The sequence below is a fragment of the Kitasatospora sp. NPDC048365 genome (genome assembly GCF_043200835.1).
Classification (GTDB): domain Bacteria; phylum Actinomycetota; class Actinomycetes; order Streptomycetales; family Streptomycetaceae; genus Kitasatospora; species Kitasatospora terrestris.
In genome coordinates this window covers 53,609-79,710 of the sequence record NZ_JBICYJ010000026.1, presented here as the reverse complement: position 1 = coordinate 79,710, position 26,102 = coordinate 53,609, and the positions used below count along the sequence as shown (strand labels likewise).

The following is a 26,102-nucleotide window of genomic DNA, read 5'->3' as shown; positions in this document are numbered from 1 at the left end:
GCGGTACGGTAACGTCTCCCACCGAGTGCTGCGGTAGCACGCCGGTTCGACAGGTGCCGGAACGCTGTAAGGGGTTCGATGACTGATCAGAGCGGGCGCTTCGCGGCCCAGGGCGACCAGCCGTGGTACCCCCAGCAGCAGCAACAGCAGGGCTATCCGCAGCAGCCGCAGCAGGCCCAGCAGTACAGCGACCCGTACGGCCAGCAGCAGCCGCAGTACGGGCAGCAGGGCTACCCGCAGCAGCAGTACCCGCAGTACGGCGACCCGTACGGGCAGCAGCCGATGCAGCAGCAGCCGCAGTACGGGCAGCAGGGCTACCCCCAGCAGCAGCAGCCGATGCCCCAGCAGCCGTACCAGCAGCAGCAGGGCGTGCCGCAGCCGCAGTACGGCCAGCAGCAGCCCGCGCAGCAGCAGTCTCCCCAGCAGCAGCCGATGCAGCAGCGGCCGCAGCCGCCGCAGCAGGTCCGGCGGCCGGCGCCGCCGTCCGGGCCCGGCCCGGACGGGATCGACTGGGAGGCCGAGGCCGCCGCGCTGGACGCCCCGGCGCCCGCCCGCGAGGCCGAGCCCGAGCCGGAGGACTGGGAGGACGAGGCCGACGAGGCCTCGGACGACGACTCCTTCTTCGGCGGCGAGCAGGACAACTCGCGCGAGGCCGAGCGCAAGCGCAAGGAGAAGGGCAAGAAGTCCGGACGCCGCAACAGCGGTGCCTGCCTGGTCGTCGCCCTGGTGCTGATGGGCGGGGTCGCCGGCGCGGGCTGGTGGGGCTACGGCTTCTACCAGGACCACTTCGGTCCGCCGCCGGACTACGTGGGCGCCGGCAACGGCTCGGTCAACGTCGAGATCAAGGCCGGCACCGGTACCCAGATGGGTCTCACGCTGAAGAACGCCGGCGTGGTCAAGAGCGTCGAGGCGTTCACCGCCGCGTTCGGCAAGAACCCGAAGGCCGGCACCATCCAGCCGGGCATCTACACGATGCAGCACCAGATGTCCGGCACGGACGCCGTGCAGCGGCTGGTGGAGTCCAACGGCGGCAACGTGCTGATCATCTCGGAGGGCCGCAAGGCCGCCGACATCTTCGCCACCATCGACACCAAGCTGAAGCTGGCCAAGGGCACCACCGCCACCGTCGCCAAGGACCAGGTCGCCTCGCTCGGCCTGCCCGCGTACGCCAACGGCAACCCCGAGGGCTTCCTGTGGCCCACCCGGTACTCGATCACCGAGGGGATGAAGCCCGAGGACCTGCTCAAGCAGATGGTGGCCAACGCCACGCAGCACTACGCGGAGCTCAAGCTCGACGAGGGCGCCCAGAAGATCGGCCTGAAGAGCGGCTACGAGGTCATCGTCGAGGCCAGCATCCTCCAGGCCGAGGGCAACAACTCGGCGGACTTCGGCAAGATGGCCCGGGCGATGTCCAACCGCCTCAACACCAACGCCGGTCCGCCCAGCGGGACGTGGGGCCGGCTCGAGCTGGACACGACCCTGCAGTACGAGCTGGGGCGCGCCAACTTCACGGCGGCGGAGCACGACCGGGACACCCCGTACAACACGTACAAGCGGAAGGGCCTGCCGCCGACCCCGATCGCCAACCCCGGCGACGACGCGATCAAGGCCGTCCTGAACCCGACACCGGGCAACTGGATCTACTGGATCGCGATGAACCCGCAGGAGACCCGCTTCGCCGGCACCTGGGACGAGCACCTGAAGAACGTCCAGGAGTGGTGCACCGGCCAGGGCAAGGGCTTCGACCAGAAGGCCGGTCAGTGCAAGTAGTGAGGCTGCTCGAAGCGGACGGGGTCGACGTGGTCCGCGACGGCAGGTACCTGCTGCGCGGGATCACGCTCGCCGTCGAGGCCGGGCAGCACTGGGCCGTGCTCGGCGCCAACGGCGCGGGCAAGAGCACGCTGCTCGGCCTGCTCGGCGCCGTCAACCACCCCACCCGGGGCACGGTGAAGGTGCTCGGCCGGCAACTCGGCCGGGTCGACATCCGGGACCTGCGCGCGCACCTGGGCCACGTCGACCCGCGGCACCCGCTGCGCTCGCCGCTCAGCGCGCGGCAGGTCGTCCTCACCGGCGCCACCGGCACGATCGAGCCCGACCCGTTCCGCAAGCCGTCGGCCGAGCAGCTGGCGCACGCGGAGGAGCTGATCGACACCCTCGGCGTCGCGCACCGGGCCGAGGCGGCCTGGCCCACGCTGTCGCAGGGGGAGCGCGGGCGGGTGCTGATCGCGCGGGCGCTGATGCCGCTGCCGCGGCTGCTGCTGCTCGACGAACCCGCGACCGGGCTGGACCTCACCGCCCGCGAGCAGCTGCTCGGGGCGCTGGACGACCTGCGGGGCCGCTACCCGGAGCTGGCGAGCGTGCTGGTCACCCACCACCTGGAGGAGCTGCCGGCCTCCACCACGCACGCGCTGCTGCTGCGCGACGGCGAGGCGGTGGCCTGCGGCACGGCCGACGAGGTGCTGCGCAGCGGGCCGGTGAGCGACGCTTTCCGGCACCCGATCCGGATCACCCGCGAGGACGGCCGCTGGGCGGCCCGCACGCAGCGCTGACCTTCCGCGCGGCGCCGACCGCCCGTCGGACGGGCCCGGGTCCGTCCGCGGCCGCCCGGTAGGCTCCCTTCCGATTCGCGCCCAGCGGCGGAGCCGCACGTCGGGCAGTGCCACGCGCCCCTGTCGGGCGCCCCAGGAGAGGTGCCACCTGTGACCACCGTCCACCGGGCCGCCGTGCTCGGCTCGCCGATCGCCCACTCGCTGTCGCCGACCCTGCACCGGGCCGGGTACGCCGCGCTCGGGCTGGACGCGTGGCGCTACGACCGGTTCGAGGTGGACGAGGCCGGGCTGCCGGGCTTCGTCGCGGGCCTGGACCGCGCCGAGTGGGCGGGCCTGTCGCTGACCATGCCGCTGAAGCGGGCGATCCTCCCGCTGCTGGACGCGGTGACCGACACCGCCCGCTCCGTCGACGCGGTCAACACCGTGGTGTTCACCCCGGAGGGTGGCCTGCGCGGCGACAACACCGACGTCCCGGGCCTGGTGAACGCGCTGCGCGAGCGCGGTGTCGAGCGGGTCGCCGAGGCGGCGGTGCTGGGTGCCGGCGCGACCGCGTCGTCCGCGCTGGCGGCGCTCGCGGTGGTGTGCGAGGGCCCGGTGACGGTGTACGTGCGCAGCGCCGAGCGGGCGGCGGAGATGCGCGAGCTGGGCGAGCGCCTCGGTCTGGAGCTGAGGGTGGCGGCGTGGGAGCGCGGCGCCGAGGCACTGGCGGGCCCGCTGACCGTCTCGACCACGCCGGTCGGCGCCACAGACGCGTTCGCCGAGGAGCTGCCCGCGGCGCCGGGCGCGCTGTTCGACGTGCTGTACCACCCGTGGCCGACCGCGCTGGCGGCGGCGGTGGCGCGGGCGGGCGCGCCGGTCCTGGGCGGGCTGGACCTGCTGGTGCACCAGGCGGTGCTGCAGTTCGAGCAGTTCACCGGGGTCGCCTCCGGGCCGCTGGCGGCGATGCGGGCGGCCGGCGAGGCGGCGCTGGCGGGGGAGTGACCGCCCGGCCGTCCGCGGCCCGTCCCACCTGACAGACTGCCGCCGTTTTCACGGACGGTTGCTGTCCGCAACGCGGACCGTGCCGCCTCGTGCGGGTCGGACGTGAAAGGATCGGAGCAGTTGAGACGCTCGGCCCGGCCCGCCTGCGCGGGACCGGACCGCTGACGAAGGAGCTCCGTTGGGTAGGTTGCGCTGGCTGACGGCGGGGGAGTCGCACGGCCCCGCTCTGGTCGCGACGCTGGAGGGCCTGCCGGCCGGTGTGCCGGTCACCACCGAGATGGTGGCCGACGCGCTGGCCCGCCGCCGGCTCGGCTATGGCCGCGGCGCGCGGATGAAGTTCGAGCAGGACGAGGTGACCTTCCTCGGCGGTGTCCGCCACGGTCTGTCCATGGGCTCGCCGGTGGCGATCATGGTCGGTAACACCGAGTGGCCGAAGTGGGAGCAGGTCATGTCGGCCGACCCCATCGACCCCGAGGTGCTGGCCGGCCTGGCCCGCAACGAGCCGCTGACCCGGCCGCGGCCGGGCCACGCGGACCTCGCGGGCATGCAGAAGTACTCGATCGACGAGGCCCGCCCGATCCTGGAGCGCGCCAGCGCCCGCGAGACCGCGGCCCGGGTCGCGCTCGGCGTGGTCGCCCGCTCGTACCTCAAGGAGACCTGCGGGATCGAGATCGTCAGCCACGTGGTCGAGCTGGCCGCCGCCAAGGCCCCGGCCGGCGTGCTGCCGCTGCCCGCGGACGAGGCCCGCCTCGACGAGGACCCGGTGCGCTGCCTGGACGCGGACGCGTCGAAGCGGATGGTCGCCGAGATCGACCAGGCGCACAAGGACGGCGACACCCTCGGCGGTGTCGTCGAGGTGCTGGCGTACGGCGTGCCGGTGGGCCTCGGCTCGCACGTGCACTGGGACCGTCGGCTGGACGCGCGGCTCGCCGCCGCGCTGATGGGCATCCAGGCGATCAAGGGCGTCGAGGTCGGCGACGGCTTCGACCTGGCCCGGGTGCCGGGCTCGCAGGCGCACGACGAGATCGTCCCGAGCCCGGAGGGCGTCAAGCGCACCTCGGGCCGTTCGGGCGGTACCGAGGGCGGCCTGTCCACCGGCGAGCTGCTGCGGGTGCGCGCCGCGATGAAGCCGATCGCGACCGTCCCGCGCGCCCTGCGGACCATCGACACCCGCACCGGCGAGGAGGCCAAGGCGCACCACCAGCGCTCGGACGTCTGCGCCGTGCCGGCGGCCGGCATCGTCGCCGAGGCGATGGTCGCGCTGGTGCTGGCGGACGCGGTGGCGGAGAAGTTCGGCGGCGACAACGTCTCCGAGACCCGCCGCAACGTGCAGAGCTACCTCGACAACCTGATCGTCCGATGACGCAGCCGGTCGTCGTGCTGGTCGGCCCGCCCGGCAGTGGCAAGTCCACCGTCGGGCGGGTCCTCGCCGAGCGCCTGGGCGTCGGTTTCCGGGACACCGACGCGGACATCGAGCAGCTGGCCGGGAAGCCGATCCCGGAGATCTTCGTCGACGAGGGCGAGCCGCACTTCCGCGAGCTGGAGGTGCGGGCCGTCCGCGACGCCGTCACCGGCCACGCCGGGGTGCTGGCGCTCGGCGGCGGCGCGGTGATGGCGGACGCCACCCGCGAACTGCTGCGCGAGCTGCCGGTGGTGTTCCTGGAGGTCGCGCTGGGCGACGCCGTGAAGCGGGTCGGCCTGGACGCGCCGCGCCCGCTGCTGGCGATCAACCCGCGGGCCCGCTGGCGCGAGCTGATGGAGGCCCGCCGCCCCCTCTACCTGGAGGTGGCGACCGCCGTGGTCGACACCGAGGGCCGCACCCCCGAGCAGGTCGCGGACGCCGTACTGGAAGCACTGGAGCTCAAGCAGTCATGACCACTGACATCGTCCGGATCCACGTCGGCGGCAGCGCCGGACACGACCCCTACGACGTGCTGATCGGGCACCAGCTGCTCGGTGAGCTGGCGCCGCTGATCGGCACGAAGGCCAAGCGCGTCGCGATCATCCACCCGGAGGCGCTGGAGGCCACCGGTGAGGCGATCCGCGAGGACCTGGCCGCCGAGGGCTACGAGGCGATCGCCCTGCAGGTGCCGAACGCCGAGGAGGCGAAGAGCGCCGAGGTGGCCGCGTACTGCTGGTCGGTGCTCGGCCAGACCGGGTTCACCCGCTCCGACGTGATCGTCGGCCTCGGCGGCGGCGCCACCACCGACCTGGCGGGCTTCGTCGCGGCCACCTGGCTGCGCGGGGTGCGCTGGATCTCCATGCCGACCACCCTGCTCGGCATGGTGGACGCGGCGGTCGGCGGCAAGACCGGCATCAACATCGCCGAGGGCAAGAACATGGTCGGCGCCTTCCACCCGCCCGCGGGCGTGCTGGCCGACCTGGGCACCCTGGAGACGCTGGGCAAGCACGACTACGTCTCCGGCCTGGCCGAGGTGATCAAGGCCGGTTTCATCGCCGACCCGGTGATCCTCGACCTGATCGAGTCCGACCCGGAGGCCGCCACCACGCCGGCCGGCCCGCACACGCTGGAGCTGATCCGGCGGGCCATCCAGGTCAAGGCGGACGTGGTCTCCGGCGACCTCAAGGAGGCCGGCAAGCGGGAGATCCTCAACTACGGGCACACCCTGGGCCACGCCATCGAGCGCAACGAGCGCTACAAGTGGCGGCACGGCGCGGCGATCTCCATCGGCATGGTGTTCGCCGCCGAGCTGGGCCGGCTCGCCGGCCGGCTGGACGACGAGACCGCCGACCGGCACAAGGCGGTGCTCGGCTCGGTGGGCCTGCCGCTCACCTACCGGGCGGACGCCTGGCCCAAGCTGCTGGACGCCATGAAGATCGACAAGAAGTCCCGCGGCGACCTGCTGCGCTTCGTCGTCCTGGACGGCCTCGCCAAGACCTCCATCCTGGAGGGCCCGGACCCGTCCCTGCTGGTCGCCGCGTACGCGGAGGTCTCCGGATGACCACCCGGGTGATGGTGCTCAACGGCCCCAACCTCGGCCGGCTCGGCAGCCGCGAGCCGGACGTCTACGGCGCCACCTCGTACGCCGGGCTGGTCGACCGCTGCACCAGGCTCGGCGCCGAGCTCGGCCTGGACGTCGAGGTGCACGAGACCAACTCCGAACTGCAGATGGTGCAGTGGCTGCACGAGGCGGCGGACGGACAGGTCCCGGTGGTGATCAACCCCGGTGCGTTCACGCACTACTCGTACGCCATGCGGGACGCGGCCGCCCAGCGGACCGCGCCGCTGATCGAGGTGCACATCTCCAACCCGTACGCGCGGGAGACCTTCCGGCACACCTCGGTGATCGCCGCGGTGGCCTCCGGCACCATCGCCGGATTCGGCATCGGCTCGTACGAACTGGCCCTGCGCGCCCTCGCCGAGCAGCTCACCACGCGCTGACGGCAGGTCAACGACCCGGTGGTGGGCTGTGCCTGCCACCGGGTCGACGTGTAGATTCACGTCGGGAGGTGACCGTGTCGCAGCAGTTCGCAGCAGGAGGGGCGGTGCCGCCGCGGCCGCTCGCGCCGCCGTACCCGACCGGCGGGCAGCCCGCCAGAGCGGGCGTGCCGCAGCCCGGGTACCAGCCGCAGCCGGTCCGCCGGGACCGGCCGACCGTGCCGCTCAAGGCCGTGCCCCCGGTGCCCGCAGGGGCGACCGGACACTTCATGCTTCCCGCCGGAGCGCCCGTGCAGCTGCCCGCGTACCCGCCGCAGCAGCCCCTGCCGAGCCCGCCGGTCGCCGTGCTGCTGATCGGCCCCGCGGGCGCCGGCAAGACCACCGTCGCCCGCTACTGGGCGGAGCGCCGCCCGACGCCGACCGCGCACATCAGCCTGGACGACGTCCGCGAGTGGGTGCAGTCCGGCTTCGCCAACCCGCAGTCCGGCTGGAACACCGCCTCCGAGGCGCAGTACCGGCTGGCCCGCCGCACCTGCGGCTTCGCCTGCCGCAACTACCTCGCCAACGGCATCTCCTGCATCATCGACGACGCCGTCTTCCCCGACCGCCCGGCCATCGGCCTCGGCGGCTGGAAGCGGCACATCGGCCCCGGCATGCTGCCCGTCGTCCTGCTGCCCGGCCTCGACCGGGTGCTCACCCGCAACGCCGAACGCAGCGGCAACCGGCGGCTCAGCGACGAGGAAGTGGCCCGGATCCACGGCCGGATGGCCGGCTGGCGCACCTCGGGCCTGCCGATCATCGACAACTCGCAGCTCACCGTGGAGGAGACGGCCGCCGCGCTGGACCACGCGGTGATGTCCCGGCTGACCGGCCGCTGAGCCCGCGCCGGCACTGAGCCGCCGTCAGGCGAGGGCGGCCCGCACGCCGAGGGCGATCAGCACGGCGCCGCCGAGCTGCCCGGCGCGGCGGCGCACCGCCGGGTCGCGCAGGGCGCGCTCGGCGGTGGCGAGCAGGGCCGTCCAGCCGAGCAGCCAGCCGGCCACCAGCAGCGCCTGGGCGCCCGCGAGCACGGCGACCTGCGGCGCCACCGGGCGGGCGGGGTCGAGGAACTGCGGCAGCACGGTCAGGAAGATCGACGCCGCCTTGGGGTTGAGCACGTTGCCGAGCAGTGCCTGGGTGAACGCCGAGCCGCGGGCCCGGCGCGGCCGGGCGGCCCGGGGCGGGCGGAGCGTCCACAGGCCCAGGCCCAGCAGGTAGGCGGCGCCCGCCAGCCGGACCGCGGTGAACGCCTCGGCGGAGTGCATCACCGCGGCGGACAGCCCGGCCAGCGCGAGGGCGGCGTGCACGGCCAGCCCGCAGACCGTCCCCGCGACCACCGGGACGGCCCGCCGCCGTCCGCCCGCCGCGACCTGCGAGACCAGCAGGGTCAGACTGGCGCCCGGGACGGCGACCAGCGGCAGGACGGCCAGCAGGAAGCCGGCGATCCGGGCGGTCACGGCAGGACGCGGAAGTGCGTGGTGAGCTCCCCGTCCTCGACCACGTGGTAGGCGAGCGCGGGCGGCTGGTCGCGGTCGGCGGCGTCCGGGCCCTCCCAGGGCAGGCGCAGCGTCCAGGTGGTGGCCGGGCCGACGATCAGCGGGCGGCCGGCGAAGTGCGCCGCCGCCGCGGTGTGCGCGTGGCCGGTGATCACCGCGACCACGTCGGGGTGCCGCTCGACCAGTGCGGCGAGCCGCTCCGGCTCGCGCAGGCGGCCCTCGTCGGGCAGCGGGTGGTGCATCGGGACCGGCGGCTGGTGGAAGGCCAGCACCGACGGGGTGCCGGGGGCGAGGCCGCCGAGGGCCTCGTCGATCCACTCCCGGGTCTCCTCGGACAGCACGCCCTCGTCCCGGCCGGGCACGGTGACGTCGCACATCAGCACCGCGAGCCCGCCGACCAGGTGCAGCCGGTTGATCGGCCCGTCGGACGGGGCCTCGCCGAGCAGGCCCTGGCGGAAGGCGGCGCGCACGTCGTGGTTGCCCGGGCAGGTGAGCACCGGGAACGGCAGGTCGAGCAGCCGGGCGGCGAGCTCGTACTCGGCGAGCGCCCCGTGGTCGGCGATGTCGCCGGTGACCAGCAGCGCGTCCGGCGGGGTGGGCAGGGCGCGCAGGTGCTCGACGGCCCGGGAGGCCCGGTCGGCGGTGCGTGCGGTGCCGTCCAGATGGAGGTCGCTGAGCTGGGCGAGCAGAACCATGGCGGTGATCCGTCCTAACGGTTGTTACGGTTGGATGCGTTAGGACGGTAGAGTATGGCTCGGTAATCGATCAAGTGGGTTGTGAGAGACGGGAGGAACGCGTGACCGAACGGGTCCTGGCGCTGGAGCTGGCGAGCACCGTCCGCCACGACGGGCACGGCGGCGTCGCCGACGACCTCACCACGCCCGCCGAGCTGGACACCTGGGTCCGCGACCGGGCCGACGCGCTGGACGCCGAGGGCTTCGCGGCGGACGAGGCCGCGCTGGCCGAGGTGCGCGCCCTGCGCGAGGCCGTCCGGGCGCTGTTCGCCCGCGCCGTCAGCCCCGCCCCGCCCAGCCCCGCCGACGCCCACCGCCTGCTCCCGCTCGACCTGGCCCTGGAACGGATCAACACCGCCGCCGCCCGCCGGCCCGTCGCCCCCCGCCTGGAGTGGGTCGAGGACGCGCCGCCGGCGCTCGTGCAGTTCGGCGCCGCCGCCGACCCGCTCACCCGGATCACCGCCGCCCTCGCCCGGGCCACCGCCGAGTTCCTCGCCGGCCCCGGGCGCGAACAGCTGCGGGCCTGCACCGCCCCGCGCTGCGTCCGGTACTTCCTCAAGGGCCACGGCCGCCAGGAGTACTGCAAGCCCTCCTGCTCCAACCGCGCCCGGGTCGCCCGGCACTACCGGCGGCAGAAGGCTGTCAGTGCCGACTGGGAGACTGGGGACATCGCAACGGAACTCCCGAGGAGCTGACGCCCGTGCCCGAGGGCCACATCATCCACCGCCTGGCCGGCCAGAACCACGCCGCCTTCGGCGACCGCCCGGTCCGGGTCACCAGCCCGCAGGGCCGCTTCGCCGAGGGCGCCGCCCTGATCGACGGCCGGGTGCTGGACGCGGCGGAGGCCCACGGGAAGCACCTCTTCCTCGGCTTCGGCGACGCCTGGCTGCACATCCACCTCGGCCTCTACGGCGGCTTCACCTTTGGCACCGGCCCCGCCCCCGAGCCGGTCGGCCTGATCCGGCTCCGCCTGGAGAGCGAGGACGGCTACGCCGACCTGCGCGGGCCGAACACCTGCGAGCTGCTCACCCCCGGCGAGAAGGCCGCCGTCCAGCGCCGCCTCGGGCCCGACCCGCTGCGCGCCGACGCCGACCCCGACACCGCCTGGCGGCGGGTCTCCAGCAGCTCCACCACGGTCGCCGCCCTGCTGATGGACCAGAAGGTCCTCGCCGGCGTCGGCAACGTCTACCGCGCCGAGGTGCTGTTCCGCCACGGGATCCGGCCGCACCGCCCCGGCCGCCGGCTCCGCCGCGCCGAGTGGGACGCGATCTGGGCCGACCTCGTCGCCCTGATGCACGAGGGCGTCGCCGCCGGCCGGATCGACACCGTCCGACCCGAGCACACCCCCGAGGCGATGGGCCGCCCCCCGCGCGTCGACGACCACGGCGGCGAGGTGTACGTCTACCGCCGCACCGGGCAGCCCTGCCTGGTCTGCGAGACCCCGGTCAGCACGGAGGAGCACGCCTCCCGCAACCTCTTCTGGTGCGCGAGCTGCCAGGCCGCCTAGGGGCAACCGCCGGGGGTGCGGGGAGCTGCGCGAGGCGGGAGGCGACGGGCGGTCACGTCCCCCTTCGCGCAGTTCTCCCCCGGCCTTCGGCCGGGAGGTACCCCCACGCGCCCCCGGCGGTGCGCCGATTGCGTGGTCAGGCCCGGCTCAGGTGCCAGGCCGCCGCGGCCGCGGCCAGGCAGAGGGGCGTGTACAGCGCGACGTTGAGCGCGTAGAACGCCGACCCGGTGTCCGTGCCGATCCCGGTCGCCCAGACCAGCCCCGCGGCTGCCCGCAGGGCCAGCCCCGCGGCGACCGCGCGCGTCGCCCACCGCGGCAGCGCCGCGGGCCCGGGCAGCCGCACCAGCCCGCCCTGCGCGAGCACCAGCGCCGCCCCGCCCGCCAGCACCGTCGCGAGCGGCACCAGCACGGGCGGGGTGAACGGCACGTCCGCGCCCAGCACCGCCTGCGACAGGCCCGCCACGTCGGCGGCGGGCCAGGTCGCGCCGGTGGTCCAGTACAGGTGCGCCGCGCTGTCCGCGCCGAGCACTGCCGCCAGTCCCAGTGCGATCCGACTCTTCCTCATCCGAGGCTCCCCTCCGGTGTTCTGACGATCCGACACACCCAGGAGCCGTGGCCGCCCCGGTCCGTTCCTGTGATCAGCGTCACGAAATCCGGGGGGAACCTCCGGCCCGTCACCGGCCTCCCCTGGGAGAACCGGAAGGAGGCTGCCGTGGAACCGACGCCCGCTCGCACCGCCGAGCTGGTGCGCGCCGCGCAGCGGGGCGACCGGCTGGCGCTGGCGGAGCTGCTGGAGCTGGTCACTCCGTACGTGCGCCGGCTGTGCGGCCCGATCGCGCTGGACGACGGCCCGGACGCCACCCAGGAGGCGCTGATCGCGGTCTTCCGCAAGCTGCGCCAGCTCGACGACCCGGCCGCACTGTTCGGCTGGGTCCGGGTGATCGCGGTGCGCGAGGCGGTCCGGCACGTCCGGCGTACCGCGCGCAGCGTCCCCAGCGAGCTGGCGGAGGTGCCCGCGCCGGGGGACCCGCAGCTCGCCGCCGACATCCGGGACGTCCTGGACCGGCTGACCCCCGAGCACCGGGCGGTGCTGGTCCTGCGCGACCTGGAGGGTCTGGACGAGCGGCAGACCGCCGACCTGCTCGGCGTGGCGGCCGGCACCGTGAAGTCGCGGCTCTCCCGGGCCCGGCTGAGCTTCCGAAGGGCGTGGCAGCAGTGACCGAACCGATGCACCCCGACTGGCCGGTCGCCGACTTCGACCCGGTGCGGCGGCTGCGCGTGCTGGCGGCGACCGTACCCGGTGCGAGCCTCCACGAGGCGGTGCTGGCGGAGCCGTTCGAGCGGGTCTGGGAGGTGGCCGCGGACCTGGAGGGCGCCCTGCCGCGCTGGCTGCCGGACATCCGCACCGTGCGCGCCAACGCCGATGCCACCGAGGCGCTGATCGTCGGCCACTCGCGCCTGCGGGCCCGGTTCGACGTCCGGCTGGAGCCCGGTTGGTGCCTGATGCAGAGCCGTTTCGTGCTCGGCGGGATGGCCGCCCGCCCCGACGGCGAGGGCACCCGCTTCGCCTTCCTGGGCACCCTGCGGCTGCCCGCGGCCGGGCTGCTCGCCCCCGCCCTCCGCCCGCTCGGGGTCCGTTCGCTGCGCCGCTTCGAGGCCCTGGTCGGTGAGCGGCGCTGACCCCCGAGGCCGTTGACGCTGCCATGCCATCGGCGGGAGGATGCCGCGACCGTCCCCAGCCAGGAAGGCCCGTCGTGGCATTACCGACCCTCGCCCAGCGCGCCGGCCGCGTCCTCGTGACCGCCGCACTCGCCCTCGCCGCCGCCCTGGGCGGCGCGGCACCCGCCCACGCCGACTTCGGCACCGACTACCACGACCCCGTCACCGCGGCCAAGCCGCTGACCAGGCCGGACACCCGGTCCTGCACGGTCGAGGCGATGCACGACCGGCCGTTCCGCAGCGGCTACGGCAGCCCGCCGGACACCCCGTACACCGCCACCGTCGGCCCGCCCGCCGACTGCCCCGGGCCGTGGTCGATGGTCGTCCTCGACCTGCGCGGCTCGGTGGCGGGCCGTCAGTTCGACCGGCTGTTCACCGTCCGGATCGGCGGCGTCGAGGTCCTGCTCTCCTCCACCCCCGAGCCGTCCAAGGACGGCATCGAGTGGCACACCGAGCACGACCTCACCCGGTACGCCGCGCTCCTGGACGGCCCGCAGCCGTTCGCCTTCGACCTGGCCAACGTCGTCGACGACACCTACACCGGCGTCTTCACGATCACCGCCACCCTCACCTTCTCCACCGCCTCGGCCGCGCACCCCGCCGCCCGCACCGCCGACCGGGTGCTCACCACCGCGCCGTTCGGCCTGACCCAGGCCGCCCCGGCGAGCTCCTCCGACCTGGTGTTCCCGCCCAACCTGGAACGGCTGACCGCGGAGGTGTACGCCCGCGGCGGCGGCGCCTGCGAGGAGTTCGCGTACGCCTCCGCCCCCGACGAGTTCGTCCGGGCCAATCCCGGCCTCGGCTGGTGCGGCAAGGGCCCGTTCCGCGAACTGCGGCTCTCCGTCGACGGCCGCACCGCCGGCGCCGTCCAGCCCTACCCGGTGATCTACACCGGCGGCTGGGATCCGCTGCTGTGGCGGCCCACCCAGGGCATCTTCGCCTTCGAGCTGCCCGCCTACCGCCTCGACCTCACCCCGTACGTCGGCCTGCTCACCGACGGCCGCCCGCACCGGATCGGCATCGAGGTCAACGCGGCCGAGAGCCAGTCCAACGACCTGTGGACCGGTCAGGTCAACCTGCTGGCCGGCCTCGACCGGGGCAGCGCCCGCACCACCGGCGCGCTCACCGAGCACGCGGTCGCCGACCGGGCCGCCGTCTCCACCGCCCTCACCGACCACGGCGGCGGCAGCGGAGACTGGCAGGTCACCGCCGCCCGGCACGACCTCGCCCGCGGCTGGGTGCAGACCTCGCACGGCCGGATCACCACCGAGGTCCGCGAGGACCTCGCCTTCACCTCCCGGCAGACCCTGCGCGACAGCGGCAACGACCTCGTCCTGCACAACACCGCCGACCTCACCCACACCGTCGCCACCTGGGGCGGCGGCCCCCGGCGCACCACCACCGTGCACGAGAGCGAACCGCTCGACGTCACCTACCGCTACGCCCACGACGCCGCCGGCGGCAGCGACCAGCGCACCGCCATGGAGCTCGGCTACCACCGCGACACCACCGAGGCCACCGGCGCGCACGTGCTGACCCGCGCCACCGTCGACCACGTGCTGCGCCCCAGCGCCCACCGCGCCGACGGAGCGGCCACCGTCCGCACCGGATCCTCGTACGAGGACTACCGCTCGACCGGCCCGGAGGGCCCGTACCGCCGCACCATCACCACCCTCGACGGCTGGCTGACCTAGGACAATTTGACCGAGCGTTGACCGGATCGGGGGAGAGTCGTGGGGCATGCGGCTCCTAACCTCGCCGCATGCCCCCACAGCTCCGGCGGCCGCCCGGGCCCGCGCTGCCCGTCCTGCCGTACCGCAAGCCCACCCGCGGCCGCGACTACTGGGTCCTCGACGACGTCCTCCCCAACGTCGACGAGATCCGCGCCCGCTGCCTGGCCAAGCAGGACTGGGACCTCGGCTACCCGCACAAGCCCGAGGCCTGGCCCGGCATGCGCGCCATGCCCGCCCTCGAACCCGACGAACTCGCCCACGTCGAGGCCCTGGTCGCCCGCACCGTCGGCGTCGACCGGGTCTGGGCCCTCGGGCAGGCCGAGGGCGGCACCTTCAACCACAACTGCGTGCAGGTCGTCGGCGAGGGCGAGAGCGAACCCCGCCCGCACACCGACTCCCGCGCCCTGTGCCGCTACGCCGCGGTCCTCTACCTCAACCCCGGCGTCCCCAAGCAGGCCGGCACCAGCTTCTACCGGCAGAGCCTCCCCGGCGGCCGCCTCGGCGGCAACGTCGTCCTGCCGCCGCACAACAACCTGGTCGAGGCGCTCGGCACCCGGTACGTCCCCGCCGACTCCTTCACCGAGGACTTCGCCGTCCCGCACCGCTACAACCGGCTGCTCCTCTACAGCGCCAACCTGATGCACACCGCCACCGGCTACTGGGGCAGCACCCTGGAGGACAAGCGGATGACCGCCGTCTTCTTCTGGATGGCGTAGCCGCGCGCTGTCCGACCTGGCAGGCACACTGGGCGGGTGAAGATCAGGACAGTGGCCCCCGGCCTGCGCGAGATGCAGCTCGACGGCGAGGAGTGGGACGCGGCGTACGCCGACCGCTTCGCCGCCGGTGACTGCGAGGGCCTCCTGCTCGGCACCGCCGGGCCGGGCCGCGGCACGGTCGACATCGGGTTCGTCCGCGACGTGCCGGGCCTGCGCTCCGTCCGCCTGGGCCTCGGCATCGCCGACCCCGGGCCGATCGGCGACTGCCCCGGGCTCACCCGGGTCCAGATCGGCCTCGACCAGCGCGGCCGGGTCGACTTCTCCCGCCTCACCGGCCTCACCGACCTGCAGGCCCCGCCGCAGGTCGGCATCGAGACGGTCGCCGACCTGCGGGAGCTGCGCGAGCTGTACGTCCCCGGTTGGCGCAGCGGCAGCCTCGAACTCCTCGGCGCCAAGCCGCGGCTGGAGTTCCTCCGGATCGAGTGCCGCCGCAACGGCACGCTCTCGCTCGCGGGCGCCGAGGCCATGCCGGCGGTCCGCCGGATGTGGATCTACGACGGTCGGCTCTCCGACACCTCCCGGCTGACCGCGCTCCACGAGCTGACCGAGCTCAGCCTGATCGGCGCCAAGCCCGCCGACCTCGGTTTCGTCGCGGGCCTTCCGGCTCTCGCCGACCTCACCCTCGAGAACTGCGGCCCGCTCCCCACCCTGGCGCCCCTCGTCGGCCACCCGAGCCTCCGCGAGGTTGCCGTCACCGGATCCAGCACCGTCGCCGACGGCGACCTGCACCCCCTGGTCGACAACCCCGCTCTCACCGGTATCTGGCTGGAACGCGGCGCCCCGCACTACACCCACCGCCCCGCGCAGGTCCGCCGCGGCTGAGACGGTCTGCCGTCGGGCTCAGGGCTCCCAGACGCAGTGGTCGTGGGCGAAGTGGACGCGTTGCGGTGCGAGTTCGGCGAGCCGGTCGTGCCAGGCGGGGTGGGGCGGGAGGGGCGGTTCGAGGCCGGCCAGGGCGGCCCGGCGGGCGAGGTGGGCGGCGGCGTACTCGGTGGCGGTGTCGTGGGCCTGGCCGGCGAGGACGTGGGTGCCGGCGGGGGTGGTGACGGCGAGGGACTGGTGGCCGTCGGTGTGGCCGGGGGTGGGGAGGACGCGCAGGCCGGGGAGGGGTTCGGCCTCGCCGTGGAGCTCGCGGTAGGTGGCGCCGGGGAAGTCGACGAGGTGGTCGGCGGTGTAGCCGCCGCGGCGGGCGGTGGCCAGTTCGACGGCTTGGACGAGGATCGGGACGCCGGGGAAGAGCGGGTTGCCGCCGCAGTGGTCGAAGTGCAGGTGGCAGTTGACGATCAGGGTGATGTCGTCGCGGGTGAGGCCGGCGTCCGCGAGGGCGGTGTCGAGCGGGCGGCGGCGGGGGCGGTAGTGGGCGTCGGTCTCCGGGCCGGCGTCGCCGATGCCGGTGTCGAAGAGGACGACGCCGTCGGGGTGGCGGACGGCGTAGCCGAGCGCGGGCTCGACGCGGGGGTGCGGGCCGCCGGTCTCGGAGGAGGGGCGGACGAAGTACCCGAGGTCGAGGCGGTGTATCCGGATGCTCTGGTCCATCCCGCCATCGTCGTCCGGGTACGGCCGGTCCCGGGGGGGGGGGGCCCCCCGCGGGCCCCCCCCCCCCCCGGGGGCGGGGGGCGGCGGCGGCGCCCCCCCCCCCCCCCCCCCCCCCCCCCCCCCCCCCCCCCAGGACCCCGGTGACGCGGGGTCAGCCGCGGGGCAGGACCAGGGACTGGACGGTCGGCAGCGAGCGCCAGTCGCTGGAGACGATGGAGGCGTGGGCGCCGGCGAGCTGCCGGGTGCGGGCGGTGGCCTGGTCGGCGGTGGGGGTGGTGCCGCTGATGGCGGGGGCGACGTTCTGCGCGTCGGTCATGGTGAGCAGGTAGTGCCGGGTGTCGTACCAGGAGGTGTCGATGGCGGTGTACGCGGCGGCGTCGCCGTCGAAGACGACGAACCACGGGCGGACGTTGGCCTCGTAGACCGAGCGCGGGTCGCCGCCGGTGGCGCCGTGGTAGGCGGGGAAGACCTGGGCCTGGCCGATCTTTCCGGCGGCCGAGAGGTCGCGCAGGTGGCGGCCGTACTCGACGTCGGTGTGCAGGGTGTCGAAGGGGTTGCCCTCCTCGAAAGAGCCCGGGATGACGTAGACCAGGGCGCGGCCGGCGAGGGCGGTGCGGCTGGGCCAGTTGCCGGCCCGGGCGGCGTCGTCGAGGGTGGCGTAGGCGCCGCCGCCGGGCTTGGCGAGCAGGTCGGCGGGGCGGAAGGCGGTGGAGCCGAGGTGGGCGGCGATCAGCGAGTCCAGCTGGGCGGGGCCCATGCCGCGGTTGGCGGCGAATCCGCCCTTGAGTTCGAGCTTGATGACGAGGGGGCCGCCGGTGGGGTGGGCGCCGAGCCAGACCCGGACGTCGTCGAGGCAGGTCTCCAGGTTCTTGTTGGCGCCGCCGGTGTAGAGCTGGGCGGGCGTGGTGGCGGTGACGCAGTTGTTGGCGTTGCCGAGCGGGTTGGAGTGGCTGACCTTCCACTCGGTGGTGACGGTGTCGGTCCAGGCGTCGAGCTCGATCATGCCGGTGCCGGTGTCGAGGCCCTGGGCGAGGTACGGGAAGGCGGCGGGGTCGTAGGTGTTGTGCAGGCCGACCGTGGTCGCGGAGCCGAACGGCAGGTCGCCGGTCCCGGCGGCCTCGGCGGTGGTGCCGGGGACCAGGGTGAGGGCGAGGGCGGTTGCGGTGAGCAGTCCGGCGGCGATGGCGCGGCGTACGGTCACGGGTGTCTCCTCGTCAGGTACCGGGCGGTGGCGGGGTTTTCCGCCGGGCAACCGCCGAGGAGAGCATGGGGGATCCGGGCGTCCTTCTGATGACATGACAAGAAAGACTGTCCGAATACAGCTACTCGGGAGTAGAGATCAGTCCCGTTCGCCCAGGACGCCGTGCGCGAGCACCTCGGCGACGGCGAGGTCGACCAGCCGGTAGCGCACCACCCGCCCGTCCCGCTCGCCGACGACCATCCCGGCGGCCCGCAGCAGCCGCAGCGCCTGGGAGACCGCCGGGTCGCGCATGCCGGTGGCGATGGCGAGGTCGGTGACGGCGAGCGGGCCGGTCTCGTGCAGGGCGAGCAGCAGCGAGAGCCGCCCGGGGTCGGCGAGCAGGGAGAAGCGCTCGGCCCAGGACCGGACGTGCTCGGCGTCGCCGATCGCGGCGATCGCCTCGCACACCCGGTGGCCGTCGATGGGCCGGTGGGCGGCGCGGTCGGCCGGTACGAGGTGCATGGGGGCATTCTCGCAGGCGGCCCGGTGGTGATCTTCGCCACCCGTCACACCTGCGCAGCTGTGCAGGCTTGCAGCCGTCGAACCGTCAGCTCTAGGGTGGTCCAGCCGTGGTGTTCGGGAAGACCGGTGCAAGACCGGAGCGGCCCTCGCCACTGTGATCGGGGAATGTCCGTACCCCTCATCTGCCACTGGGCGCACCGCGCCTGGGAAGGCGGGGTACGGGCGCTCAGCACCCCGTCAGCCAGGAGACCGGCCACGGCAGCTCACGAAGTGATTCCACGAGGTGCTGGAGCGTGACCCGCAGATGAGCCTGCCCGAAACCGCCGTGCCCGCCGCGGCCGGTGCCCTTCCGTCCTTCCGCTGGCGCCGCGAGGACACCGTCCGCACGGCCGGTCTGATGGCCGTCATCGTGCTGATGCACCTGGCGGCCTTCGGCACCCTGTTCCTGCTGGTGGTGCCGGAGCGCTACGAGGTCGGCACCCAGGTGTTCGGGGTGGGCCTCGGCATCACCGCGTACACCCTGGGCATGCGGCACGCCTTCGACGCGGACCACATCGCGGTGATCGACAACACCACCCGCAAGCTGATGGCGGACGGCAAGCGGCCGGTGTCGGTGGGCTTCTGGTTCGCCCTCGGGCACTCCTCGATGGTGGTGCTCATGGCGGCCCTGGTGGCCGGCGGCGCCCAGCTCGCGGGCGTGCTGATGGACGACGAGTCCACCACCCACCAGGTGCTGGGCACCGTCGGCACCACCGCGTCGGGCGTCTTCCTGTACCTGATCGCCGCGCTGAACCTGGCCGCGCTGACCGGCATCCTGCGGGTGTTCCGGAAGATGCGCGAGGGCACGTACGACGAGAAGGAGCTGGAGAAGCACCTGGAGTCGCGCGGCCTGATGAACCGGATCCTCGGCCGGGCGACCCGCTCGATCACCCGCCCGGGGCAGATGTTTCCGGTCGGCATGGTGCTGGGCCTGGGCTTCGACACCGCCACCGAGGTGACGCTGATGGTGATGGCGGGCTCGGGCGCGGCGGCCGGCCTGCCCTGGTACGCGATCGTCTGCCTGCCGCTGCTGTTCGCCGCCGGGATGAGCCTGTTCGACACCCTGGACGGCACCTTCATGAACTTCGCCTACCAGTGGGCGTTCTCCAACCCGGTCCGCAAGGTGTTCTACAACCTGACCATCACCGGCCTGTCGATCGCGGTGGCGTTCGTGATCGGCACCATCGAACTGGTCGCGGTGCTGCACGAGAAGCTGGACCTGACCGACCCGGTGACCGGCTGGATCGCCGGACTGAGCCTGGACAACGTGGGCTTCGCGATCGTCGGCCTGTTCGTGGTGGTCTGGGCGGCGGCGATCGGCTACTGGCGCCTCGCCCGGGTGGAACAGCGCTGGACGGCCCGCGGCTGACGGACCGTCGGCCGCGCACAGTCTCCGGCGCCGGGCTCCCGTGGGGGGAGGGCCCGGCGCCGGTCCGTCTCCCGGCCCGCCCCGCGGGCGGTCACATCCCCGGCGGCTCGTCCTCGATCGGGCAGACCACCACGTCGGTCGGCGTGCTGCCCTCGGGCATCGGGGCGGCGTACGCGCGCCGGGCGATCTCCACCGCGCGGTCGGGGCCCGCGCACTCGATCACCCAGTAGCCGGCGAGCACCGGCCGGTCCACGCCGTAGGGGCGGTCGGAGACGGCCGGTGACCCGTCCGGACCGGCGGTGACCACGACCGCGCGGGCCGGCTCGGCCAGGCCCCGGGCGTCCACCAGCTCGCCGGCCTCGGACAGCTCCCGGTTGATCCCGTCCATGTGCTCGACCGTCGCGGTCAGCGTCTCCCGGTCCCAGGCCGGGTACCCGGGGGTCGGACTGCCGGTCATCGCGTCGTAGTCGGCCTGGGTCGCATGGACCATGATCAGGAACTTCGGCATCGGACTCACCTCGCAGGAGCGGTCGCGCAGGAGTGGTCGCGTAGGAGTGGTCCCGCTCCGCAGAATCCTTCCAGCGGCGGCTCCCGGGCGCGCGTCAACCCGCGGCGAGCAGCAGCGTCCCGGCGACCGCCAGGCCGGCGCCGACCACCTGCACCCGGCGCAGCCGCTCCTTCAGCAGGCCGCGCGCCATCAGCGCGGTCACCACCGGGTACAGCGAGGCGAGGACCGCCGCCACCGCCGCCGAACCGCGGTGCGAGGCGGCCGAGAACGCGCCGTTCGCCGCCACGTCCGCGAGGCCCACCGCGGTCAGTGCCGCCAGGCTGCGCCGGGCGTCCGCCAGCCCGAGCGGCTCGCGTCGCCGCCGGGCCGCGTACGCCAGCATCCCGGCCCCGACCGCGGCGTTGCACAGCCGCTGCACGCACAGTGTCAGCAGCAGCCCGCCGCCGCTGGAGCCGTGCGCGATCAGCGCCAGCACGGCGCCGAAGGCCATCGCCGCGCCCAGGGTGAGCAGCAGCGCCTCCCGGCCGATGCCTCCGCCGCCGCGCTGCGGTCCGCCGGCCAGGGCCACGCCGGCCAGCGCCACCGCGATGCCCGCCGCCTGGACCGCGCCCGGGCGCTCGCCGAGGAACAGCCCGACGCCGATCGGCACCGCCACGCCGATGGTGGCCAGCGGCGAGACCACGCCCATCGGGCCGAGGGCCAGTGCCCGGTAGAAGGCGAGCAGTGCGAACGGGCCGATCACGCCCGCGGCGACGGCGAACCACAGCTTGGGCGAGAGGTCGGTGAGGCCGCCGGTGGCGAGGACGGCGCCCGTGAGGAGGACCGCGGCGGCCGTCTGCGAGACCACCACCACGGTGAGGGCCGGCAGGCGCCTGGTCAGTGCGCCGCCGCCGTAGTCGGCCACACCCCAGAGCAGGCTGGCGGTGAGGGCGAGGGCGGCGCTCACGGGTGCGCGACGATTCGGGACAGCATGGTGGACTCCGCAGTACAGTCAGGTGGACTCTGCTTGCAAGGGCAAGGGTAGTTCACTCTGCTGAACTTTCCGAGCCAATATTTTGAACTGAGGCTGATACTGCGCCGTGCCGGACCCCGACCTCGTCACCCAGGCCCTCGCCCGTAACCTCAAGCGCCTGCGCACCGAGCGCGGCCACACCCTGGACGCGCTCGCCGCCCGCTCCGGCGTCAGCCGCGGCATGGTCGTCCAGATCGAACAGGCCCGCACCAACCCGAGCGTCGGCACCGTCGTCCGGCTCGCCGACGCGCTCGGGGTCTCCATCGCCCGGCTGCTCGACTACGACGAGACCTCCACCGTGCGGATCGTCCCCGCCGAGGACGCCGTCCAGCTCTGGACCGGCCCCGACGGCGGCAGTGGCACCCTGCTCAACGGCATCGAGGCCCCCGGCCCGCTCGAACTCTGGACCTGGCGCCTCAACCCCGGCGAGGGCCACACCTCCGACCCCCACCCGCCCGGCACCGTCGAGATCGCCCGGGTCGACGAGGGCGTCCTTACCCTCACCCTCGACGGCCGCGACCACCTCGTCCCGGCCGGCTCCACCGCCTCCTACGAGGCCGGCACCGCCCACGCCTACCGCAACACCGGCACCGACCCGGTCCGCCTCACCCTGGTCGTGCTCGTCCCGCCCCCGGCCTGACCGCCGACCACCGGTGGGTTCGGATGTTCGGGTGGGGGACTGTTGATCGACGGGTCGTCGGCGCTGGACGTGGCGCCGGCCCTGGAGGCGTCCGGTGCGGCCTCGGCTGATCGTCGATCACACCGGCGGGAGCAACCTGACGCTGGGCCCGGACGCCACGGTGAAGCAGGTGCCGGGCGGCTGGGTGTTCGGCGGCCGGGGCACGGCCGGCTCGTACGCGCAGGCGCTGGGCGCGGTGGTGGACACCTCGCGGAGCTTCACCGTCTCCGCGTGGGTGGTGAACGACGCCGCGTCGGGGTCGCGGACCGCGGTCAGCCAGGGCGACGGCGCCGCCTCGGTGTTCGCGCTGGGCCGGGAGGACGCGGGCGGTCAGAAGGCGTGGGTCTTCCGGGTGCAGACCGGGCCGGGGGCGGCGGACGCCGCGACGGCGCGGGCGGCCGTACCGGGCGCCGCCGTCACGGGGGAGTTCACGCTGCTGACGGCGGCGTACGACGCGGGGCAGCGCACGGTCACGTTGTACGTGAACGGTACGGCGGCGGGTTCGGCCAAGCTGGCGGCCGGGCCGACCGGCGGCGGGCCGCTGGAGCTCGGCCGGGGCCGGCGCGGGGGTGCCTGGGCCGAGCCGTGGGCCGGGGCGGTCGGGCACGTGCAGGTCTTCGACCGCGCGGTGTCCGCGGCCGAGGCCGCCCGGATCAAGGCCCAGGGCGGCCCCGGCTTCCCCGCCACGGCGGACTGGCTGGTGTAGTTGTGCGGCGTCAGCGCTCCTCGCGGAAGTCGACGTGCCGGCCGGCGACCGGGTCGTACTTGCGGAGGGTGAGCCGGTCGGGGTCGTTGCGGCGGCTCTTGCGGGTGACGTAGGTGTAGCCCGTCCCGGCGGTGGAGCGGAGCTTGACGACGGGGCGCAGGTCGCTGGCGGCCATGGGGTCCTCCTCGTTCGCGGTGTTTCAGGAAACGGGAACCGTTTCCACCTTCGCCTCAACCGCCGGGTCGGCCTGGGCATTCCCGCCGGCCCGCAGCCGCCCGGCGCCGAGCACGGCGATGCCCGCCAGCGCGGCCAGCGCGCCGCAGACCGGCCACAGCAGGCCGGGCGCGTGGTCGTACAGCGCGGCGCCGAGCGGCGGGGCGAGCACGCTGCCGCTGATCGAGGCGCCGGCGTACAGGCTCTGGAAGCGGCCCTGGTAGCCCTCGGGCGCGCAGTCGGCGACGTACGCGGTGGCCGGGGTCTTGTAGAGGATCTCGCCGAGGGTGACCAGCAGCATCATGGCCGCGGCGGCGGCCACCGAGGCGGCTCCGGCCAGGACCGAGAAGCCGGCGCCGACGAGCAGCAGCCCGGTGCCGATGATCCGCAGCGGGGCGATCCGGCGCAGCGCGAGGGCGGCGGGGATCTCCAGGCAGAGGATCGCGCCGCCGTTGACGGCGAGCAGCGCGCCGTACACGCCGGTGGAGTGGCCGTGGTCGGCGAGGAAGACCGGCAGGGTGGAGTACTGCTGGCGGTAGGCGGTGTCGACCACGACGATCGCGGGCAGCAGCGCCAGCAGGGCCGGCCGGCGGCGCAGCATCGCCCACAGGCCCGGCCCGGGCCCGCCCGCCCGTTGCGGCCCGGCGGCGGGGGCGCGGCGCGGCGGGTCGGCGCCGAGCACGCGCGCGGCGTAGGCGGCGAACAGCAGGGTGCCGGCGCCGTCGAGGCGGAAGAGCAGCTCGTACGACCAGTGCGCGGCGATCAGCGCTCCGAGCAGCGGGCCGAGGGTGAATCCGGCGTTGGCGGCGAAGCGCATCACGGCCACGCCCTGGCGGCGGGCGCCGGGCGGCATGGCGACCGCGACCAGTGCGCTGTTGGCGGCGCGGGCCGCGCCGGCGGCGTACTGGGCGAGGGCGAGCAGCGCGGGCAGGACCGGGGTGGGCAGCTCGGGCAGCAGGAGCAGGCCGGCGCCGGAGAGTGCCGAGCCGGCCAGCAGGGTGCGCCGGTGGCCGTAGCGGTCGCCGAACCAGCCGCCGGTGAAGTTGCCCGCGACCAGGCCGATGCCGCCGATCCCGGCGATGGTGCCGGCGGTGGTGACCGGCAGTCCGCGTCCTTCGGTCAGGTAGACGAAGAGGTAGACGAAGGTGAAGGTCACCAGCATGTTGACGAAGCTGCCCGCCGACAGCAGCCAGACCGGCCGTGGCACGGTGCGCACCGCTTGCCCCCTGAGTAAGTTCCTTTGGGGAACTGACTATGCCAACCTGGTAGGACTGGGGTCAACAGGGATCCGAGACACACACCCCGGGGTGAGCGGATGGTCAGGCGGGGCGAGGCGGGTGACGCGGACTGCGCGATCGCCCGGGCGCTGGACGTGGTGGGCGACCCGTGGACGCTGCTGATCGTCCGCGACGCGGCGCGCGGGGTGAGCCGCTTCGACGGCTTCCAGGCCGAGCTGGGCCTGTCCCGCAAGGTGCTCGCCGAGCGCCTGCGGCTGCTGGTGGACGACGGGGTGCTGGTCCGCGAGCCGTACCAGGACCGGCCGGTGCGCCACGACTACCGGCTGACCGCCCGCGGCCGGGCGCTGCTGCCGGTGCTGGTGGCGCTGCAGGACTGGGGCGACACCTGGGTGCTGGGCGACGGGGAGGCGAGTGCCACCGCCGCCGAGGACTCCCGGGAGGCGGCCCGGGTGCACGCCCTGCGCAGCACCCGGCTGCCGGCGCTGGCCCTCGCGGACTCGACGGACCCGGGGGCGGCGCCCGGCGACCCGCTGGCGGCCGGGGCCTGGACCGTCCTGTACTGCTTCCCCGGCGCGTTCGTCCGCCCCGACGCGTACCCGCCGGGCTGGGGTGCGGTGCCGGGGGCGCCCGGCTGCACCCTGGAGGCGCGCACCTTCCGCGACCGGCTGGCCGAGTTCACCGCCGCCGGGGCGGCGGTGCGCGGGGTGTCCACCCAGCGCCCGGACGAGCAGCGGGCCTTCGCGGAGGCGGAGGGGCTGACCTTCCCGCTGCTCTCGGACACCGCGCTGGAGCTGACCGCGGCCCTGCGGCTGCCCACCCTGCGGGCGGCCGGCACCACCCGGCTGAAGCGGCTGACCCTGGTGGTCGACCCGGCGCGGGTGGTCCGCGAGGTGCTCTATCCGGTCACCGACGTGGAGGCGGGCGTGGCGGCTGCCCTGGCGGCCGTTCGGGTGGGAACCTCCGGGGAGGACCGGTAGCGACCGGAGCCGAGTTGACGGAGTGCCAGCTGACTGGTGGTGAAGTTGTGGAAGTTGGGGCTTTGTTGGTCGGAATACGCAGTGACGTGACCATGGCTGGTTATGATCGGAAGATCACACCGGAGCGGGGGCCGGGTGGGGATGTCCGGGGGTGAGCCATGCCCGTCGCCGGGTCCCGTGGGTCCGCGCATGCCGCGTCGAGCCACGGGAGAAGCGAGGGGTGTCCCCCATGTCCAGCCGCCACCGCACCACCGTCACCGTCAGCGGGGCCGTCGTCGGCGCCCTGCTGCTGAGCGCCTGCGGCATCGCCGGGGCCGGACAGGCCTCGCTGCACGACCAGCTGCCGGAGGCGGTCCGCAAGGCCGGCACGATCCGGGTCGGCGCCTCGTTCACCGCCGCGCCGGTGGTCTTCCGCACCCCCGACGGCAGGCCGGACGGCCTCGACCCCGACCTGGCCGCCGCCCTGGAGAAGGTGCTCGGCGTCCGCTTCGACTTCCAGGACGTCGGCCCGTTCGCCAACGTGCTGCCCGGCCTGCTGGGCGGCAAGTACGACATCGCGATGTCCGGCGTCACCGACACCCGCGAGCGCGAGCAGGGCGTGGACAAGGAGGGCAAGCAGGTCAACGAGGGCCTGGACTTCGTCGACTACTTCATGGCCGGCATCGGCATCGTGGTCCGCGAGGGCAACCCGGGCACCATCACCCGGATCGACGACCTGTGCGGCCACACCGTCGCGGTCAAGAAGGGCACCACCCATGACGACCTGGCCGGCCGCCAGGTCAAGGCCTGCGAGCACGGCTCGAAGCCGCTCAAGGTGATCCAGACCAACAGCGACAACGACGCCGTCGAGGCCGTGAAGTCCGGCCAGGCCGACGCCTACGTCACCGACTTCCCCAAGGCCGCCTACAGCGCCCAGACCGTGGGCGGCGGCAAGGTCCTCGACATCGGCGGCAACCAGCTCCAGCCGCGCCCGTACGGGATCGCGGTGCGCAAGAGCGACCGCGACCTGCGCGACGTCCTGGTCAAGGCGATGAACCAGCTGGTGATGGACGGCACCTACGACCAGATCCTGGCCAAGCGGGCGCTCACCGCCGGCGCGATCCAGAACTCGGTCGTCAACGGCGCCATCTGATCGGCGCGCGCCGGCCGGCGCCGGTCCGCCCGTCCGGCGTGCCCGACGGGCGGGGCG

General features: G+C 74.4%; 30 protein-coding genes and 1 riboswitch. Of the genes, 20 read left to right on the top strand and 10 right to left on the bottom strand.

The window, feature by feature from the left end:
- The first annotated feature begins 78 nt into the window (after nucleotides 1-78).
- The 8 genes from mltG to ACGFX4_RS25245 all read left to right on the top strand — a co-directional run bounded on the left by mltG (nucleotide 79) and on the right by ACGFX4_RS25245 (nucleotide 7,808).
- A complete protein-coding gene (mltG, locus tag ACGFX4_RS25280) occupies nucleotides 79-1,770 on the top strand; it encodes an endolytic transglycosylase MltG (protein ID WP_393078548.1) in 1,692 nt (563 codons plus the stop codon).
- Entirely contained in the window at nucleotides 1,761-2,549 is a 789-nt protein-coding gene (locus ACGFX4_RS25275; protein WP_393078545.1) for an ABC transporter ATP-binding protein, read from the top strand. The genes mltG and ACGFX4_RS25275 overlap by 10 nt, the downstream gene beginning before the upstream one ends.
- Before the next feature lie 150 nt (nucleotides 2,550-2,699).
- A complete protein-coding gene (locus ACGFX4_RS25270; RefSeq protein WP_393078542.1) occupies nucleotides 2,700-3,530 on the top strand; it encodes a shikimate dehydrogenase in 831 nt (276 codons plus the stop codon).
- 178 nt (nucleotides 3,531-3,708) lie between these two features.
- The gene (aroC, locus tag ACGFX4_RS25265) at nucleotides 3,709-4,893 is read left to right on the top strand and encodes a chorismate synthase (protein ID WP_345700274.1); all 1,185 of its coding nucleotides are present in this window, start codon (nucleotides 3,709-3,711) and stop codon (nucleotides 4,891-4,893) included.
- Nucleotides 4,890-5,405, top strand: a complete 516-nt coding sequence (locus tag ACGFX4_RS25260; RefSeq protein ID WP_393078539.1) for a shikimate kinase — start codon at nucleotides 4,890-4,892, stop codon at nucleotides 5,403-5,405. The genes aroC and ACGFX4_RS25260 overlap by 4 nt, the downstream gene beginning before the upstream one ends.
- Nucleotides 5,402-6,493 carry a 3-dehydroquinate synthase gene (gene aroB, locus ACGFX4_RS25255; RefSeq protein WP_393078537.1) on the top strand — a complete coding sequence of 364 codons (1,092 nt, stop codon included), beginning with the start codon at nucleotides 5,402-5,404 and terminating at the stop codon, nucleotides 6,491-6,493. The genes ACGFX4_RS25260 and aroB overlap by 4 nt, the downstream gene beginning before the upstream one ends.
- Entirely contained in the window at nucleotides 6,490-6,933 is a 444-nt protein-coding gene (gene aroQ, locus ACGFX4_RS25250; RefSeq protein ID WP_393078534.1) for a type II 3-dehydroquinate dehydratase, read from the top strand. Before aroB ends, aroQ begins: the two co-directional genes overlap by 4 nt.
- A gap of 74 nt (nucleotides 6,934-7,007) precedes the next feature.
- Nucleotides 7,008-7,808 carry an AAA family ATPase gene (locus ACGFX4_RS25245; protein WP_393078531.1) on the top strand — a complete coding sequence of 267 codons (801 nt, stop codon included), beginning with the start codon at nucleotides 7,008-7,010 and terminating at the stop codon, nucleotides 7,806-7,808.
- A 24-nt stretch (nucleotides 7,809-7,832) separates the two neighbouring features.
- On the opposite strand, the gene ACGFX4_RS25240 is transcribed toward ACGFX4_RS25245, so the two are convergent.
- Nucleotides 7,833-8,426 carry a LysE family translocator gene (locus ACGFX4_RS25240; protein ID WP_393078529.1) on the bottom strand — a complete coding sequence of 198 codons (594 nt, stop codon included), beginning with the start codon at nucleotides 8,424-8,426 and terminating at the stop codon, nucleotides 7,833-7,835.
- Nucleotides 8,423-9,160 carry a metallophosphoesterase gene (locus tag ACGFX4_RS25235; protein ID WP_393078526.1) on the bottom strand — a complete coding sequence of 246 codons (738 nt, stop codon included), beginning with the start codon at nucleotides 9,158-9,160 and terminating at the stop codon, nucleotides 8,423-8,425. Before ACGFX4_RS25235 ends, ACGFX4_RS25240 begins: the two co-directional genes overlap by 4 nt.
- Nucleotides 9,161-9,261: 101 nt before the next feature.
- On the opposite strand from ACGFX4_RS25235, the gene ACGFX4_RS25230 reads away from it, so the two are divergent.
- Both ACGFX4_RS25230 and ACGFX4_RS25225 read left to right on the top strand, forming a co-directional pair.
- Entirely contained in the window at nucleotides 9,262-9,894 is a 633-nt protein-coding gene (locus tag ACGFX4_RS25230; protein ID WP_393078523.1) for a CGNR zinc finger domain-containing protein, read from the top strand.
- A gap of 5 nt (nucleotides 9,895-9,899) precedes the next feature.
- Complete coding sequence (locus ACGFX4_RS25225; RefSeq protein WP_393078520.1) at nucleotides 9,900-10,706, top strand: Fpg/Nei family DNA glycosylase; 807 nt, start codon at nucleotides 9,900-9,902, stop codon at nucleotides 10,704-10,706.
- Nucleotides 10,707-10,842: 136 nt separating this feature from the next.
- Here the strand turns inward: ACGFX4_RS25225 and ACGFX4_RS25220 are convergent, their stop codons facing one another.
- Nucleotides 10,843-11,271, bottom strand: a complete 429-nt coding sequence (locus tag ACGFX4_RS25220; RefSeq protein WP_393078517.1) for a DUF3995 domain-containing protein — start codon at nucleotides 11,269-11,271, stop codon at nucleotides 10,843-10,845.
- Nucleotides 11,272-11,418: 147 nt separating this feature from the next.
- Between ACGFX4_RS25220 and ACGFX4_RS25215 the strand changes: the two genes are divergently transcribed.
- From ACGFX4_RS25215 to ACGFX4_RS25195, 5 genes are all read left to right on the top strand, one after another.
- Nucleotides 11,419-11,925, top strand: coding sequence for an RNA polymerase sigma factor (locus ACGFX4_RS25215; protein WP_393078514.1), 507 nt, complete (start codon nucleotides 11,419-11,421; stop codon nucleotides 11,923-11,925).
- Nucleotides 11,922-12,386, top strand: a complete 465-nt coding sequence (locus ACGFX4_RS25210) for a hypothetical protein (RefSeq protein WP_393078512.1) — start codon at nucleotides 11,922-11,924, stop codon at nucleotides 12,384-12,386. Before ACGFX4_RS25215 ends, ACGFX4_RS25210 begins: the two co-directional genes overlap by 4 nt.
- A 74-nt stretch (nucleotides 12,387-12,460) precedes the next feature.
- Complete coding sequence (locus ACGFX4_RS25205) at nucleotides 12,461-14,119, top strand: peptide-N4-asparagine amidase (protein WP_393078509.1); 1,659 nt, start codon at nucleotides 12,461-12,463, stop codon at nucleotides 14,117-14,119.
- 68 nt (nucleotides 14,120-14,187) lie between these two features.
- Nucleotides 14,188-14,874, top strand: a complete 687-nt coding sequence (locus tag ACGFX4_RS25200) for a DUF6445 family protein (RefSeq protein ID WP_393078506.1) — start codon at nucleotides 14,188-14,190, stop codon at nucleotides 14,872-14,874.
- A 36-nt stretch (nucleotides 14,875-14,910) separates the two neighbouring features.
- Nucleotides 14,911-15,756 (top strand): hypothetical protein, encoded by an 846-nt coding sequence (locus ACGFX4_RS25195; protein ID WP_393078503.1) that lies wholly within the window; start codon nucleotides 14,911-14,913, stop codon nucleotides 15,754-15,756.
- An 18-nt stretch (nucleotides 15,757-15,774) separates the two neighbouring features.
- Here the strand turns inward: ACGFX4_RS25195 and ACGFX4_RS25190 are convergent, their stop codons facing one another.
- The 3 genes from ACGFX4_RS25190 to ACGFX4_RS25180 form a co-directional block, all read right to left on the bottom strand.
- Complete coding sequence (locus tag ACGFX4_RS25190) at nucleotides 15,775-16,470, bottom strand: N-acyl homoserine lactonase family protein (protein WP_393078500.1); 696 nt, start codon at nucleotides 16,468-16,470, stop codon at nucleotides 15,775-15,777.
- A 151-nt stretch (nucleotides 16,471-16,621) separates the two neighbouring features.
- Complete coding sequence (locus ACGFX4_RS25185; protein ID WP_393078497.1) at nucleotides 16,622-17,671, bottom strand: phosphatidylinositol-specific phospholipase C domain-containing protein; 1,050 nt, start codon at nucleotides 17,669-17,671, stop codon at nucleotides 16,622-16,624.
- A gap of 138 nt (nucleotides 17,672-17,809) precedes the next feature.
- On the bottom strand, nucleotides 17,810-18,172 hold the full coding sequence (locus ACGFX4_RS25180; protein ID WP_393078494.1) for an ArsR/SmtB family transcription factor: 363 nt from the start codon (nucleotides 18,170-18,172) through the stop codon (nucleotides 17,810-17,812).
- Between the two features lie 80 nt (nucleotides 18,173-18,252).
- Nucleotides 18,253-18,445: riboswitch (cobalamin riboswitch) on the top strand.
- Between the two features lie 31 nt (nucleotides 18,446-18,476).
- On the opposite strand from ACGFX4_RS25180, the gene ACGFX4_RS25175 reads away from it, so the two are divergent.
- Nucleotides 18,477-19,580 carry a HoxN/HupN/NixA family nickel/cobalt transporter gene (locus ACGFX4_RS25175; protein WP_393078491.1) on the top strand — a complete coding sequence of 368 codons (1,104 nt, stop codon included), beginning with the start codon at nucleotides 18,477-18,479 and terminating at the stop codon, nucleotides 19,578-19,580.
- A gap of 91 nt (nucleotides 19,581-19,671) precedes the next feature.
- Here the strand turns inward: ACGFX4_RS25175 and ACGFX4_RS25170 are convergent, their stop codons facing one another.
- Together ACGFX4_RS25170 and ACGFX4_RS25165 are read right to left on the bottom strand one after the other, a co-directional pair.
- Complete coding sequence (locus ACGFX4_RS25170) at nucleotides 19,672-20,088, bottom strand: YciI family protein (RefSeq protein WP_393078488.1); 417 nt, start codon at nucleotides 20,086-20,088, stop codon at nucleotides 19,672-19,674.
- A gap of 94 nt (nucleotides 20,089-20,182) precedes the next feature.
- Nucleotides 20,183-21,034, bottom strand: a complete 852-nt coding sequence (locus tag ACGFX4_RS25165; protein WP_393078485.1) for an EamA family transporter — start codon at nucleotides 21,032-21,034, stop codon at nucleotides 20,183-20,185.
- Nucleotides 21,035-21,167: 133 nt separating this feature from the next.
- On the opposite strand from ACGFX4_RS25165, the gene ACGFX4_RS25160 reads away from it, so the two are divergent.
- Together ACGFX4_RS25160 and ACGFX4_RS25155 are read left to right on the top strand one after the other, a co-directional pair.
- Complete coding sequence (locus ACGFX4_RS25160; RefSeq protein ID WP_393078483.1) at nucleotides 21,168-21,740, top strand: XRE family transcriptional regulator; 573 nt, start codon at nucleotides 21,168-21,170, stop codon at nucleotides 21,738-21,740.
- Nucleotides 21,741-21,834: 94 nt separating this feature from the next.
- Complete coding sequence (locus tag ACGFX4_RS25155; RefSeq protein ID WP_393078481.1) at nucleotides 21,835-22,485, top strand: LamG domain-containing protein; 651 nt, start codon at nucleotides 21,835-21,837, stop codon at nucleotides 22,483-22,485.
- A gap of 10 nt (nucleotides 22,486-22,495) precedes the next feature.
- Here ACGFX4_RS25155 and rpmG read toward each other — a convergent pair whose 3' ends face one another.
- A complete protein-coding gene (rpmG, locus tag ACGFX4_RS25150; protein ID WP_393078478.1) occupies nucleotides 22,496-22,660 on the bottom strand; it encodes a 50S ribosomal protein L33 in 165 nt (54 codons plus the stop codon).
- A gap of 24 nt (nucleotides 22,661-22,684) precedes the next feature.
- Entirely contained in the window at nucleotides 22,685-23,914 is a 1,230-nt protein-coding gene (locus ACGFX4_RS25145) for an MFS transporter (RefSeq protein WP_393078476.1), read from the bottom strand.
- A gap of 99 nt (nucleotides 23,915-24,013) precedes the next feature.
- Between ACGFX4_RS25145 and ACGFX4_RS25140 the strand changes: the two genes are divergently transcribed.
- Together ACGFX4_RS25140 and ACGFX4_RS25135 are read left to right on the top strand one after the other, a co-directional pair.
- Complete coding sequence (locus ACGFX4_RS25140; protein WP_393078473.1) at nucleotides 24,014-24,913, top strand: winged helix-turn-helix transcriptional regulator; 900 nt, start codon at nucleotides 24,014-24,016, stop codon at nucleotides 24,911-24,913.
- A 229-nt stretch (nucleotides 24,914-25,142) separates the two neighbouring features.
- Nucleotides 25,143-26,045 (top strand): ABC transporter substrate-binding protein, encoded by a 903-nt coding sequence (locus ACGFX4_RS25135; RefSeq protein WP_393078471.1) that lies wholly within the window; start codon nucleotides 25,143-25,145, stop codon nucleotides 26,043-26,045.
- Nucleotides 26,046-26,102: the final 57 nt, after the last annotated feature.

What these genes read in the sequence shown, in the direction of transcription:
- mltG (WP_393078548.1), top strand. Translation starts at nt 79, where the DNA reads ATGACTGATCAGAGCGGGCGCTTCGCGGCCCAGGGCGACCAGCCGTGG.
- ACGFX4_RS25260 (WP_393078539.1), top strand. Translation starts at nt 4,890, where the DNA reads ATGACGCAGCCGGTCGTCGTGCTGGTCGGCCCGCCCGGCAGTGGCAAG.
- aroB (WP_393078537.1), top strand. Translation starts at nt 5,402, where the DNA reads ATGACCACTGACATCGTCCGGATCCACGTCGGCGGCAGCGCCGGACAC.
- aroQ (WP_393078534.1), top strand. Translation starts at nt 6,490, where the DNA reads ATGACCACCCGGGTGATGGTGCTCAACGGCCCCAACCTCGGCCGGCTC.
- ACGFX4_RS25235 (WP_393078526.1), bottom strand. Translation starts at nt 9,160, where the DNA reads ATGGTTCTGCTCGCCCAGCTCAGCGACCTCCATCTGGACGGCACCGCA.
- ACGFX4_RS25220 (WP_393078517.1), bottom strand. Translation starts at nt 11,271, where the DNA reads ATGAGGAAGAGTCGGATCGCACTGGGACTGGCGGCAGTGCTCGGCGCG.
- ACGFX4_RS25200 (WP_393078506.1), top strand. Translation starts at nt 14,188, where the DNA reads ATGCCCCCACAGCTCCGGCGGCCGCCCGGGCCCGCGCTGCCCGTCCTG.
- ACGFX4_RS25190 (WP_393078500.1), bottom strand. Translation starts at nt 16,470, where the DNA reads ATGGACCAGAGCATCCGGATACACCGCCTCGACCTCGGGTACTTCGTC.
- ACGFX4_RS25180 (WP_393078494.1), bottom strand. Translation starts at nt 18,172, where the DNA reads ATGCACCTCGTACCGGCCGACCGCGCCGCCCACCGGCCCATCGACGGC.
- ACGFX4_RS25175 (WP_393078491.1), top strand. Translation starts at nt 18,477, where the DNA reads ATGAGCCTGCCCGAAACCGCCGTGCCCGCCGCGGCCGGTGCCCTTCCG.
- ACGFX4_RS25170 (WP_393078488.1), bottom strand. Translation starts at nt 20,088, where the DNA reads ATGCCGAAGTTCCTGATCATGGTCCATGCGACCCAGGCCGACTACGAC.
- rpmG (WP_393078478.1), bottom strand. Translation starts at nt 22,660, where the DNA reads ATGGCCGCCAGCGACCTGCGCCCCGTCGTCAAGCTCCGCTCCACCGCC.
- ACGFX4_RS25140 (WP_393078473.1), top strand. Translation starts at nt 24,014, where the DNA reads ATGGTCAGGCGGGGCGAGGCGGGTGACGCGGACTGCGCGATCGCCCGG.
- ACGFX4_RS25135 (WP_393078471.1), top strand. Translation starts at nt 25,143, where the DNA reads ATGTCCAGCCGCCACCGCACCACCGTCACCGTCAGCGGGGCCGTCGTC.